Here is a 13471-nt window from a genome sequence, read left to right on the forward strand (position 1 = left end):
TATGCGTGACAAGCACCAAATCATTGAGGAGCCGTGTGAAGGGAAACTTTCACGCACGGTTTTGAAGACCAACGGGGTTGGTGACAACCTCGTTGAGTTTAATGAATTGTGCACTCTCAGCACTGGTGTAGTTTTTCCTAACCCGAAACATTACAAGACACATCTTGAAAAACTTCATAGATTGTCACGTAAATTCGCTCGTAAAGTTAAAGGTTCCAATAACAGAAACAAAGCCAAAACACAACTCGCAAAACATCATTTAAGGATAGCTAATCTCAGAAAAAACACTCTTCACCAAATCACTACTTTCTTATGCAAAAACCACGCCAAAATAGTAGTAGAAGATTTAAACGTTTCTGGGATGCTATCAAATCACAAATTAGCTCAAGTAATTGCTGATTGTGGTTTCCATGAGTTTAAACGCCAGTTGGAATATAAAGCGAAAAAGTTCGGTTGTGAGATAATCATTGCTGACCGTTGGTTTCCATCAAGTAAAACCTGTTCCAATTGTGGGCATATCCAAGATATGCTCCTCAAAGAAAGAACTTACAACTGCCAAAGTTGCGGACATTTGATGGACAGGGATTTGAACGCAGCAATTAATCTATCACGTTTGGCTAAAGCGTGAAAGCTTACTGAGGGATAGCCGCTCCCATGCTCCCTATGAAGTAAGAAATAAATGTCTAGACTTGTCTAGGGTTTATATAGCAGCGCACCGCAATATATCGTAAAAACGGTGCCGTACCCTCAGGCATAACACACCCTACCACTGCTATATATATCTTTTTTATATCTAATATATGTATTAATTATGGCTTTTTTCCTGGGAAAGATAGCCGAGTTCTTTGATGTAGTCGATTAATTTTACACTGCTTGTCAGGGGATCGCTATATTGACAGGAAGTATTAATAAAAACTTATCTCCCAAATCATTCTGTATATATACAGTTTGTAAAAAACTATTAAGAAATGCTTATTAAAAAATATTGCAGCTACTTGATTTAGTTGTTAAGGTGTGTAAAGCAACGATTTTGGTGAATGCTCGTATTTAGGAGAAATGTAACCTATGAGCTATATCCATCCTTAGGAATAAAAGCGAGTAAATTCTGGCTTGAATGGCAATTATGAGGTATGACAACAAATTAGCGCCTGATTTATCTCGTTTCTAAGAACTATTGATTATTCGTCTTACCTGTCAAGAAACTTCGGAGTTTTGATTATATTTCTTGACAAGAAACGCCGTAAGACCAAAAATTTGGAGATGAAAAACCGATGAATATACAAGGAAAGGTAGCTCTAATTACAGGGGCTTCCCGTGGTATTGGGCGGGCGATCGCACTACAATTAGCGCAACAAGGCACCCAGCGAGTTATACTCATGGCACGCGATCGCGCCAAATTAGCTGAAGTAGCAAAAGAAATTGAGACAATCGGTGTCAGCGCGGTCATCGTACCGATAGACTTAACCAAACCGACTGCTGTAAATATTGCCGTTGCTCAAGTTTGGCGAAATCACGGTCCGATTCATTTGCTAGTTAATTGTGCCGGCATAGCTTACCAAAACTCATTTCTGCAAGCTAAACTACCGCAGGTTCAAGAAGAAATTTCTCTGAATTTATTGGGAACCTACACCCTAACTCATTTGGTAGCGCGACGCATGGCAAGCCAAAGACAAGGGACAATCATTAATGTCTCCAGCTTGATGGGGAAAATTGCTGCACCGACGATGGCGACTTATTCAGCTACCAAATTTGCCATTTTAGGATTTACCCAGGCACTGCGCCAAGAACTCGCGCAATACAATATTGAAGTAAAAGCCTTATTGCCTTCTCTGACAGACACAGACATGGTGCGCGACATGCGATTATTTCGCTGGACGATCCCCATGACTCCTGAGGAAGTAGCGCAAGTACTCGTCACCGGATTGTCAAAAAATTCACCAGAAATTTTAGTTGGTTGGCAAAGTCATTTGGCTGTTTGGTGTCAGCGTCTTGCACCTTGGTTGCTGGAGTTTATTTTAAAGCTGGCAACTCCACCGCAGCAAGTAGCGAGAAGACATCAGCTTTATCAAAGACGAGTAGGACTAATGCAGAGATTGATGTGGACACGTCATCGTTTCAGCGATTTGTTTCTGTCTTGAAATACGGTAAAGTTGCGCTCCGTCGTCTTTGATGGCAATGGCAACCAACATGGTGTAGCCCCATTTTAGTCTGAGGGCGGTGTGGTGCAAGTGGGGAAACCTTTTTTGCACTGCTTACCGCTAAAATACCCATAGCCCAACAGAGGTGACAGCGATGCCAGAAGCGAAATTCTTAGCAGTTGATTACTCTCAAGAAAACGATGCTTTACAGGTTCTCCCTCGCCTACCTTTGCTTTCAAGTCACCAATTTGGTTGGGATGGGATTCTTGTACAATATCACCAGCAGCCGGCTTGGGAAACTCTTGAACATTGCCATGCACAGCATGTAATTGGAATTCGTAATTTGCAGGGTGAACAAATTGCCAACGCTGAGTTGGTGATTGTTCCCGCAACTGCACCGCATAAGGATTTATGGCAGCAAGAAACGGACTTTATCTTGTTTTCTGTGGAGCCTGCACGCATTGCTCAGATTGCTCATGAATCTATCGATGGCGATCGCATAGAACTTAAATCATACATTGGCATGTGCGATCCCGTCATTTATCAAATTGGGCGGTTGTTTCAATCAGAACTAAAATCAAATGGCTTGGGTAGTCGTCTTTATGCTGATTCGTTGACTACAGCGCTATCAGTTCAGCTGTTGCGGAATTATTGTACCAAAGAGCAACTTATAAAAGAATATACAAATGGTCTTTCTAAATATAAGTTGCAGCAGGCGATCGCATACATTAACGACAATCTTACAGAGGATTTATCTTTAGAAGCGATCGCCTCGCATTTACAAATGAGTGTATATTATTTTGCCCGTTTATTTAAGCAGTCGATGGGCGTAACTCCCCATCAATATGTAATTCAGCAGCGTGTGGAACGAGCAAAGCAGTTATTAAAAAAACAAAATAAACTGAGTATTTCTGAAGTCGCCTTTCAAGTTGGCTTCGCCCACCAAAGCCACCTCAGCCGCCATTTTAAAAGGATTTTGGGAGTAACGCCAAAAGAAATTCGCAAAAAATAACAAGAATGTGATGTTATTAGCAAGAATCGGCGAGACAGAAGTAGAAAGCGATCGCTATGCTCAATGCTGTACTTTACACAGGCAAAAATGTGAAGTGTGTATCGTTGACTTATAAAAATGCAGACTCTGTAATAAAAAACTGACAACAAGAAAAACAATGAATAATTTAACAATGGGTAAAGGCGCTTTTTACGAGCAACTCACTCCAGAAAATAGTGCAATGCTGCTAATTGACCATCAAGCGGGTCTGTTTCTCGGCGTGCATAGTATGGATCAGCAGATTTTGAAGAATAACGCGATCGCTCTGGCGAAAACAGCAAAAGTATTCAACTTACCAACGGTTTTATTCACCAGTTCCGCCAAAGGACCCAACGGACCAACAATTCCAGAGATTAAAGAACTTTTTCCCGACCATGAAATTCTAGATCGTTCTCCGATCAACTTGTGGAACGATCCCCGCTGTCGTGCAGCAGTTGAAGCCACAAATCGCCAAAAATTAATTATGGCAGCAATCACAACCGATGTTTGCCTTGTTTTTCCCGCACTTGCTGCGGTCGCAGCCGGCTATGATGTCTACGCGGTGATTGACGCTTCCGGTACATGGAGTCCAGCCGCAGAGTTAGCATCAGTAATGCGTCTCACCCAAGCAGGTGTGATTCCCACAAACTGGATTGCTGTTGCGGCTGAACTCAAACACGACGAAGACCGCAAAACCACACCCGCTATGAACAAAGCATATAGCGAACACATGGGACTCTACGATTTTCTGGGGGATATAGCTGCTGTCAAATCTGGAGTGTAATACAAAAAGATATCTCAACTAAAGAGGGAAGGCTGTTACATCGGTTGGATAATAAGATATATCTCCTGAAAGGAACTAACCAGAAATGCCTTCCCCAACAAACCTACTCACGACTTTGCCGGAAATCATTGATGGTTTGCCCAATATTTCTGGTTGGGAAGCAGAGGTGCTTGATGTAGTCAACCGTGATGCGCCTGTATTTTTACCAACAAGCAATTTACGGATGGAAGATGTAACCGCAACTTTTGCGATCGCCCTCCACATGCATCAGCCAACCATCCCCGCAGGACATGATGGCGGATTCATCAGCAATCTGCAATATATGTTTGAACATCCCAATGAAGGAGATAATCATAATGCAGCGCCTTTTGCTTATTGTTACAGTCGCATGGGCGATTTTATACCCGAACTTGTCAGCCAAGGTTGCAATCCTCGCGTCATGCTAGATTATTCTGGCAATTTGTTGTGGGGATTGCGACAAATGGGACGCGAGGATATTTTAAATAATTTGAAGCGGATAACATGCGATCGCACTTATCAACCTTATGTAGAATGGCTCGGTACAATGTGGAGCCATGCTGTAGTTCCTTCTACACCTATCCCAGATATTAAACTGCATATTTTAGCATGGCAACATCACTTTGCCGCGATTTTTGGTTGGGAAGCATTGGCGCGAGTCAAAGGCTTTTCACCTCCAGAAATGCACCTACCAAATCATCCCGATACTCTCTTTGAATTTGTCAAAGCGCTGAAAGAATGCGGCTATCGTTGGCTATTAGTTCAAGAACATTCTGTAGAAACTCTTGACGGTCAATCTCTAACTTACAAACATTTACCACATCGTCTTGTGGCTCGCAATTCTCAAGGCGAAACAATTAGTATCACCGCTTTAATTAAAACTCAAGGTTCCGATACTAAATTAGTTGGTCAAATGCAACCTTACTACGAAGCTAAAACATTATCTAAACAACAATTGGGTAGTGTAAATATCCCGCCAATAGTTAGTCAAATAGGTGATGGTGAAAATGGCGGGGTGATGATGAATGAATTTCCTAGCGCTTTTAAACAAGCTTGGCATCAAATCGGTAAAACAGGTGTTGTTGGTGTGACAGGAACAGAATATTTAGAATTAATTGAAGCTGCTGGTTGCAAAAGTGAAGATTATCCAACTTGTCAACCGATAGGACAACATCAAATTTGGCAGCGAGTTTCATCCGAGAATATTCAACCGGGAGAAGTAGAAAAAGCAATTCAAGAAATCAAGCAAAATAACTCAAATTTTCACATGGATGGAGCTTCTTGGACTAATCATATCAGTTGGGTAAGTGGATATGAAAATGTTCTTAGTCCGATGAATCAACTTAGCAGTTTATTTCATCAAAAAGTGGATTCCAGCCTAACCAGAGATTCTCATTACCGCAACGCATTGTTACATAACTTATTGTTGCAAACAAGCTGCTTTCGTTATTGGGGACAAGGTGCTTGGACTGATTATGCGCGTGAAATTTACCAACGTGGTGAAAAGTTGCTATCGTAGTAAGCGCTAACAGCGCTTTCTTAGCGATCGCTAACTACGAAAAATTCCTCAAAAAGTAAAAGGATTTCAAATTTTTTACTGACCTCAGTTGGGAATTTAATTTTAATTAAGAGAGCGCTTTAGCGCTCACTATGAAATTCAAACTAAAGGTAGAAGGATTTCAAATTCCGTACCAATGCCAAATTGGGAATTTAAATTAAATTTACCTCCATGTCTTGCTGTGATAATTTGATAACTAACTGCTAAACTAGTTTCTTTATCAGCGCGTTTTTCCACAGAAAAAGACTCAATAATTTGCTGTTGCAACGCCGGAGGTATTCCCGGACCATTATCAGCGATGCGAATGGAAACCCAGCGAGAATCTGGTGCGTCAGGTTTCGTCGCTGACTGTGAAATAACTTCTGTAGTAATTTCAATTTTTGGTTTGTGATTTGTATTTGGATTGAACTGCTGTCGTACAGCTTCATCAAGCAATGCATCAACAGCTTGACTCAAAATATTCATCAATACCTGGCTCAATTGCCCCACAAAGCAATACACTGGGGGCAAATTTCCATAATGTTTGACAATTTCAATTTCTCCTTTAATTCGGCTGTTAATTAACAATAAAATACTATTTATGCAAGCGTGTAAATCTGCTGGTTTTGGATAAAGTTCGTCGATGTGACAAAAATTTTGCAAGCTGGTAACAAGTTTTTTTAATCTTTCTGCACCGGTGCGGATACTCTTCAGCGCTTTTGATAAATCTTGTTCTAAAAAATCAAATTCAATATCTTCTTTAATATCGATTATTTCTGTAGAAGCTAATGGTAACTCTTTGTCGTAAGCTTGTATCAATTTGAGCAAACCTTGGCTGTAATTTGAAACATAAGTTAAGTTACCCCAAATAAAACCTACGGGATCTAAAATTTCATGTGCTACCCCATCTACCAAACGTCCCAAACTCGCCATTTTATCATTTTGAATCATTTGCGCTTGGCTGCGTTCATAGCGCACCTGAGTTTCTATTCCCCGAATTTGCCAAGAGGCAATGCCCAATTCTTGTATATCTAATAATCTGTAGGTATCAGGTGCTGTTTTGACGATGACTGGTTCAGCCAAAAGTTCAGGCGATCGCCTTAATGCGATTTGCATCGCGCTCAAAATCGGCGTACTATCAGGAAGTAGCAAAATCCCTGTACGAGCATAGCTGTAGAGAACACTTAGCGGCTCTGTAAAAAATAACTCTTGTCCGTGGGGACGAATCAAAAATTCCAGCAGCCGGCGTCGGGAAATCATACCAATGAATTTACCTTGATCTAACAAAATTGCTCCAGGTAGCAACGGATATTTTTCAAAATATTCAGCAACTTCTGTGCCAGTACAGCTAATTTCCACGCCGAAGTTGTATAGTGGCAGTTCTTGGAGAGTCGATTCTATACCGAGATCGCGATCGCTTCCCTCAGACAATATTGGTGGTAATATTTGCGAACTGAATTGCTGTTCCACTTGAAACCCTGGTTTGTACAGAGACTTAAAGCCTCAAAGCTAACCAATAGGCTAACATTTTCGCCTCTGTCTGGGGAGGTGGGGAGGTGGGGAGGTGGGGAGTGGGGGAGTGGGGGGACAAGGGAGACAAGGGAGACAAGGGGATAGGGAGACAAGGGGGACAAGGGGGATAAGGGGGACAAGGGGACAGGGGGACAGGGGGACAGGGGGGACAAGGGGACAGGGGGACAACCGCTAAAAACTAACCACTAACAACTAACCACTAACAACCAACCACTAACAACTAACCACTAACAACCAACCACTAACAACTAACAACTAACCACTAACAACTAACAGCTTTAGCTACAAGTTGAGTTTGTCTAGTTGCTTGCGGAACTAAACCTGTTAGGGTTGCAAGTTTTTTTGCTACGAAGTCTGGAATTTGTGCTTCTGCACCTTTTGCTAAATAACAATCTTGTAGTGCTAACAGGAAACCTTTGATTAATTCAATATCTGATGTCGCTTCGGCTTGAGTGAGAAAATTGTGCCAGGAGGTTTTATCGTTTCCGTAAGAGTCTAGCAGGTATAAGCCGGCGAGATATTCTGCTAGCGGATCGAGGGCAAAGCGAATTTTATTTTCTTCGGAACCGATAATGTCAATTAGGTGCAAGCGTTTTTTTAGATGTTCCAGACGTGCTTCGGGGTTATCATGAGCATCAAGTGCAGCTAAAACATCATTAAGTATGGCAGTTGTGGGACGCAAAGTTTGCTTGAGACATTCCCAGGCGATCGCTTTCGCATCTCGTTGTACGGTACGATTATCTGGTTCGTTTTCGGCTGCACCTCGGTTGAGTTCGTTGAGGTACGCCAACATCAAATCGGGTATATTATTCGGTAAATCAATCGCTGTACCTTCTTTTGTGGCAATCATCTGTTCTGCGTAAAGTTTTGCCAGCAATACAGTGATGTTGCGTTGCCCTACCATTAAAGAAAGACGACGACATGCATCAAAATACTCTGGATCGTCGAATAAATTACGCTTGCCTCGCTGCGTTAAGTATGCTTCCATAAAAGATGAAAGGCGATCGCCTGCAACCCGCAACGGTTTAATTGTCGTTTTCGGTATTTCGTCCAGCTTTTCTTCAAGTCGGGAAGTGACAATTAAGGCATTCGCTGTAAAATCTGGATCTCCTGGGCGAATTTGCTTGCGTGTGGCTTCGCTCATTTCCGACAAGTGATCCACAATTACTAGAATACGCCGTTGCCGCAGCAGATGCGCGAGTAATTCTTCAGGAATCGGTTCTGCTTCCCCAATTAAAGCTTGAAGTTGTCCGCAAATAGCTTCTGTTAAAGGTTGTTTGCCTGCTGCCACATCAAAGTCTAATTCTTGTTCAATTAAAACTGGCAGCATTTTATGTTGACTGATGCGTTGATTTGCATCGTCAGACATTGCCCACACTGCCAACTGACAAGCCAAACTAGTTTTACCTGCGCCACCTTCCCCCCAAAGTAGTAAAGTTGCGCGTTTTTTATCGAAAGTTGGTTGTAAATCTTTTCCGGTGAGGTGAGCGAGGTTATTGTTATCTAGAATAACCGGAATGGGGACGTGAACAAAGCGATCGCTTACGGTTTTCTTCTTACCAAATCCCTCTTTAGCCGAGTCGATGTGTGCAGTAACCCAAGCATCAAGCACTCTGGGGCGATAATTAAAAAATTCTATAAATAGTAAAGTGCGGATGGGTAAAGTTCCCCCACCCAGGATATCAGGTAATTTAAAGCTGGAGAATGGTTTCAGGGCGTTGTCGATGTGTAAAAGCCACAAAGGACGCAAGCGCAGCAGTGCGAACCAGAGAGAGGGGACAAAGATAATGTAAATTAGCGCACCTGTTACCCAAGGATGTTTAACCATCCATTCTAAGGTTCTATCAAAGAAGCGAGAGTCTTTTTCTTTTTTCAGGAAATAGAGCGATCGGCGTAAAGGTGCTTTATCTTGGTCTGTAAAATTATCTTTGAGGTCATCCGCAGCTTTTAAAGCTTTTTCCAAGTTAGATATAGCTTTGTCTAAATCTGTGCTGGATAGTTTACTGGCATTATCTTGATAGCTTTCAGCGATACGTCCCAAACCAGAAATAGCAGAATCTTTAACCTTATCACCGTAAGGATCAACATCATTATCTTTCAAAGCTTGAATAAGTGCGGGAACAGCCGATGCTGCTTTTTCTCCAATGCTTCCCAAAGCATCAGCAGCAAAGTAGCGAACTTGTGCCTCTTTATCATTCTTCAAAGCTTCAGCAAGTGCGGGAACAGCCGATACTGCTTTTTCACCAATGTTTCCCAAGGCATCAGCAGCAGATAAGCGAACTTCTGCCTCTTTATCATTCTTCAAAGCTTCAGCAAGTGCGGGAACAGCCGATGCTGCTTCTTTCCCAATCCTTCCCAAGGCATAGGCAGCAGATGAGCGAACTTGTGCCTCTTTATCATTCTTCAAAGCTTCAGCAAGTGCGGGAACAGCCGATGCTGCTTCTTTTCCAATCCTTCCCAAAGCAGAGGCAGCAAAGTAGCGAACATTTGCCTCTTTATCATTCTTCAAAGCTTCAGCAAGTGCGGGAACAGCCGATGCTGCTTCTTTTCCAATCCTTCCCAAAGCAGAGGCAGCAAAGTAGCGAACATTTGCCTCTTTATCATTCTTCAAAGCTTCAGCAAGTGCGGGAACAGCCGATGCTGCTTCTTTCCCAATGCTTCCCAAGACATAGGCAGCAGATTTGCGAACTTTTGGGTTCTTGTTTTGCAACGCTTTAACTAAATCGGGAACAGCTTTTAAGCCACGTTTCTGCAAGGCTTTAGAGGCTTTTTCAGATTCAGCATCATTCCCCAACTTCTCAATATAAGAATTAATCTCAGTGTTGCTGACATTTTGCGTCCATCCTTTGCTTATCGGCAGCACAGACAATGAAAGGCAGGAAAAAGAAAGCGCTACAACTGCGAAAAATCTCGGAAGCGTGCTGTTGCCCATCAGTATACCTCTGATCAGGAGGGGGAAATTACTGATAATCTACATCACTATTACCCGCTTTTCCGTAAAATTGGGCAAACAATGCCTTGCCATGATGTAGATTAGAAGTATGAGTGAGTCCAAATTTCTGACTATTCAACTTTCTCCTGAGGATCGCGATCGCCTGCAAACTGAGGCGATAAGACTTAATGTGCCTCCAGAAACCTTGGCTCAAACTTTACTGCATAACAGTCTGGCTCAGGTAAATCCATTCATTCACCCCCGTGAGGCACTACTGCGACTGCGTGAAATTGCCAGAAAGATGCCACCAGTAGATGCAGTTAAATTAGCGCGAGAGAGTCGGCAAGAGTTAGAGCAACGAGGAATTTTTTAGCTTGGCAATTGTAGTAGACGCTAACCTACTGGTAGTTTTGGTTAATAACGATCCTCGTGGCGAACAAGTTCTAATACAGTTTACAGATTGGATAGAGCGGGGTGTTCCTCTGCACGCACCAGATTTAGCACTTTACGAGGTAGCTAATTCCCTAACGCGCTCAGTTGTAGCTGCAACTTTCTTTGAAAATGAATTAACAGCAGCTTGGAATTTCCTCTCACATTTGCCAATTACCTATCACCCAATTGTTTCAGGAACGAGAGTTATTGAGATTGCCTTAAGCTTACGTCGCCAGAGTGCTTACGATGCAGCTTATCTAGCACTGGCAGAAACTTTAGGAGCCGAATTGTGGACTCTAGATGGACCCCTCTATCGCAATGCAACTGGACAAGGTTTTGCTGTCAGATTGCTAGGAGAGTCAGTTTAATGCTTTATGACTGCCGTCACCCATGTGTCGTAATTCCTTGAGGTGTTTATTATTTTCGGCGCTCTTGTTGTAGTATGCGGCTTAAGTCAGATATCAAACCACAGATCCCCGACTTCTCTAAGAAGTTGGGGATCTTGTTTTTTAAGTTGACAAAGCGTGCGATTTAACGACTGGCTACCATCTTTTGAGCCATTTGCAAGTGTTGGGCAACTACCGGCTCAATCTTACTTGCAAAAGCCTTTAACTGTGGATCTTGTCCTTGGTTGAGATATTTTTGATACTCAGCGTCAGTTTTAGTATGAGCTTGAACTTGTCCTTGCATGTAAGCTTGGTCAAACTGTGAACCACTTACCTTTTTCAAGCTTGTTAACAAAGCTGTGTTTTCTGGACCAATAGTAGTTGGCAGCGTAACATTTTTGGACTGTGCGATCGGCTTGAGTTCTTTGCTCGATTCGGTATGGTGTTTAATCATCATCTGGGCATAGTCTCTCACAGATTTGTTTTTAGACTTTTGCAATGCTAGTTGACTTGTCTGGATTTCAGTCATGTCACTTTGCGCCGCTTTGGTGATAAATTCTGTGTCGAGACTAGTAGTTGAAGGACTAGAATTTCTAGTTGAAGGATTAGAATTTGGACTAGAATTTGTAGTAGGAGCAGACATAGTGCCACCAGGAGAACTCATCTGGGCGATAATAGACTGTTTGGAAGTGTTTGCTTGTGCCAGCGCTGGTATAATGAAGACACTAGCGCTAGCAACTCCTAAAAAGCCGCCAACAATTTTTTGAATCGTTTTTGTCTGATTTTGCATTTTCATTGATACCTGTTTAAATCTTTGTAAAATGATTAAGGTTTGAAAACAAGGTTTTAGTTGCACTTAATAAAAGGGTATATATTATAGTTGGTTATAACTTCTACCCCAAGATAGCTTGCCCTTCCATCTCTAGAGATACTTCGGGTCTATTGAACATCAACAGCGCTGATATTATCAAGCTAATTTTTAAGTGCTTTTAAAGCTGCTTCTGCCAATATCCGATGAGCGGCAGTTGTTGGATGAATGCCATCCCAGAATAAAAACTTGTCTGGATTATCGCAGACAGCAACATTATTTAGACAAGCGTTGGTTACATTTGTGAAACCAAATTTGGCTGGCTCGGTAATTGCTTCGCGGTATAAAGAATTCGTGTCAAGTTCGATAATTTGGGTATCATGACCTAACTTATCGTTCAGCACCTCAAAGGATTTAGCCAAACTTTGATTGTGAGCGATCGCGCTTTCACTAAGGCTATTAGAGTTTGCTGTGTAACGTGTGGCTGGAAGCTTTCCTAAATCAGGTATATTAGCAACGAGAATTTTTTTCGCACCTGCTGTAGAGAGTAACTCAATTGCTCTAGATAAATTCTCGATTGGCATCGTTGAATTGCTACTACCATAAAGATAATCATTAGCACCAGCCCAGAGAACATAAAGCGCATTAGGATTTATATCCGGATGAGATGAAGTAAAATTATTAACTTGCGCTAACAATCCCGGTATTCCATTCATCCCGCTGCTTCCCGTCGTTGCACCACCAAAAGCAAAGTTAGTGCTTTGTTTGGGAGTTAACTTCAGCCCAGAGGCAAGATATTCTACCCAGATTAAACCATTAGAATAACGTCCTTGAAAATAGGGAGGACTAGAAGGATAGACACCCCCGGTAGCGCGGTATATATTCCCAGTATCCGAAAGGCTATCGCCAAAAATATAGAGTTGATTTATTTTATGAACGCTGGAAAGTGAGGGTGCAAATGTAGTCATAATAAAAGATAAAACAGCAAGAATTGCTAATAGAAGAATCTTTTTTTTCATCGATTTATTCGCGGCAAAAATTCCTGCTTTTTTAGCAGATAAATTTTAATTATTCGCTGGAAAAGCGATTATTATTGTTGTTAAAAAAAATAATTCTTATAGTATAATAGTTAAGAGTTATAAATAAAAAATTATGTTTGCGTTTGCTTCACACTTCTTTAATGTAACAAGCTGCAAACAGAACAATGGAAGGGCAACCGTAATTTTCGGGTGTGATTTTACTACATTTGATGTATTGTTGGTTGTTGAGGCGATGCGGAACCCGCCGTTAGTGCGATCGCACCCCAAAATCCACCAATGCCCACAACCGTAATCGTCGTAGAGACGTTTTGGACCGAACGTTTCTACAATAATATGTGTAATTTGCGCTCCCACAGAATCTGCGCTCGTCTGCCTTAAATTCTTTGACTGATTCTTAATTTTTACTTTATAATCTATAGTTCACTCAATTTTGACTAGTCAGGCGATCGCCTATAGCCAAAAATCGCCCTTCTGTTTAAAAACTGTAAATTTTTGATGAAAATACGTCTAAGCTAACACTCAATCTAGCCAAATTACTGTAAGTGTTTAAAGATGCATTATAAAAAATGATGTTTTTTAGGTAGTTACGCCGAGAATGGGAACCATTTTGAAACTCAAGCAATCTAGCACAACTATAACAAAAGTAAATAAACTCACTTAGGTAGGTAATGGAGCATTGGGCAATGGGTAATGGGTATAGGGCAATTGTTTAATGGGCAATGGGCTTTTTTAAGAGGGGAAAAGGGTAAAGGGAAAAGGTAAAAGCTATGGAAATAAAGAGTTATTTAAATACGTGTATTATATTTTTCTTCCCCTTTCCCCCTTTTCCCTTT

General features: G+C 41.7%; 13 protein-coding genes. 8 read left to right on the top strand and 5 right to left on the bottom strand.

Annotation, left to right across the window (positions count from 1 at the left end; all coding sequences use genetic code 11):
- From AABK37_RS12810 to AABK37_RS12830, 5 genes are all read left to right on the top strand, one after another.
- A partial coding sequence (locus AABK37_RS12810; RefSeq protein WP_432551946.1) for an RNA-guided endonuclease InsQ/TnpB family protein occupies nt 1-628 on the top strand: 628 nt, incomplete at its 5' end.
- 643 nt (nt 629-1271) lie between these two features.
- Nucleotides 1272-2138 carry an SDR family NAD(P)-dependent oxidoreductase gene (locus tag AABK37_RS12815; RefSeq protein WP_432551947.1) on the top strand — a complete coding sequence of 289 codons (867 nt, stop codon included), beginning with the start codon at nt 1272-1274 and terminating at the stop codon, nt 2136-2138.
- 154 nt (nt 2139-2292) lie between these two features.
- A complete protein-coding gene (locus tag AABK37_RS12820) occupies nt 2293-3150 on the top strand; it encodes an AraC family transcriptional regulator (protein WP_432551948.1) in 858 nt (285 codons plus the stop codon).
- A 157-nt stretch (nt 3151-3307) separates the two neighbouring features.
- The gene (locus AABK37_RS12825) at nt 3308-3952 is read left to right on the top strand and encodes a hydrolase (protein WP_432551949.1); all 645 of its coding nucleotides are present in this window, start codon (nt 3308-3310) and stop codon (nt 3950-3952) included.
- Nucleotides 3953-4037: 85 nt separating this feature from the next.
- The gene (locus AABK37_RS12830; RefSeq protein ID WP_432551950.1) at nt 4038-5489 is read left to right on the top strand and encodes a glycosyl hydrolase family 57; all 1452 of its coding nucleotides are present in this window, start codon (nt 4038-4040) and stop codon (nt 5487-5489) included.
- A gap of 138 nt (nt 5490-5627) precedes the next feature.
- Here the strand turns inward: AABK37_RS12830 and AABK37_RS12835 are convergent, their stop codons facing one another.
- On the bottom strand, nt 5628-6977 hold the full coding sequence (locus AABK37_RS12835; RefSeq protein ID WP_432551951.1) for a sensor histidine kinase: 1350 nt from the start codon (nt 6975-6977) through the stop codon (nt 5628-5630).
- A 94-nt stretch (nt 6978-7071) separates the two neighbouring features.
- Here AABK37_RS12835 and AABK37_RS12840 point away from each other — a divergent pair, with 94 nt between their 5' ends.
- On the top strand, nt 7072-7215 hold the full coding sequence (locus tag AABK37_RS12840) for a hypothetical protein (protein WP_432551952.1): 144 nt from the start codon (nt 7072-7074) through the stop codon (nt 7213-7215).
- A gap of 87 nt (nt 7216-7302) precedes the next feature.
- Here the strand turns inward: AABK37_RS12840 and AABK37_RS12845 are convergent, their stop codons facing one another.
- Nucleotides 7303-9972: a HEAT repeat domain-containing protein gene (locus AABK37_RS12845; protein WP_432551953.1), complete on the bottom strand. Its 2670-nt coding sequence runs from the start codon at nt 9970-9972 to the stop codon at nt 7303-7305.
- A 109-nt stretch (nt 9973-10081) separates the two neighbouring features.
- Between AABK37_RS12845 and AABK37_RS12850 the strand changes: the two genes are divergently transcribed.
- Both AABK37_RS12850 and AABK37_RS12855 read left to right on the top strand, forming a co-directional pair.
- A complete protein-coding gene (locus AABK37_RS12850) occupies nt 10082-10345 on the top strand; it encodes a hypothetical protein (protein ID WP_432551954.1) in 264 nt (87 codons plus the stop codon).
- Between the two features lies 1 nt (nt 10346).
- A complete protein-coding gene (locus tag AABK37_RS12855) occupies nt 10347-10772 on the top strand; it encodes a type II toxin-antitoxin system VapC family toxin (RefSeq protein WP_432551955.1) in 426 nt (141 codons plus the stop codon).
- A gap of 163 nt (nt 10773-10935) precedes the next feature.
- Here AABK37_RS12855 and AABK37_RS12860 read toward each other — a convergent pair whose 3' ends face one another.
- The 3 genes from AABK37_RS12860 to AABK37_RS12870 form a co-directional block, all read right to left on the bottom strand.
- Nucleotides 10936-11586 (bottom strand): DUF4142 domain-containing protein, encoded by a 651-nt coding sequence (locus AABK37_RS12860; protein ID WP_432551956.1) that lies wholly within the window; start codon nt 11584-11586, stop codon nt 10936-10938.
- A gap of 176 nt (nt 11587-11762) precedes the next feature.
- Entirely contained in the window at nt 11763-12617 is an 855-nt protein-coding gene (locus tag AABK37_RS12865) for an SGNH/GDSL hydrolase family protein (protein ID WP_432551957.1), read from the bottom strand.
- A gap of 117 nt (nt 12618-12734) precedes the next feature.
- Nucleotides 12735-12992 (bottom strand): hypothetical protein, encoded by a 258-nt coding sequence (locus AABK37_RS12870; RefSeq protein WP_432551958.1) that lies wholly within the window; start codon nt 12990-12992, stop codon nt 12735-12737.
- Nucleotides 12993-13471: the final 479 nt, after the last annotated feature.

The organism is Tolypothrix sp. VBCCA 56010 (genome assembly GCF_050875635.1).
In the GTDB taxonomy this organism is placed as follows: Bacteria; Cyanobacteriota; Cyanobacteriia; order Cyanobacteriales; family Nostocaceae; genus Hassallia.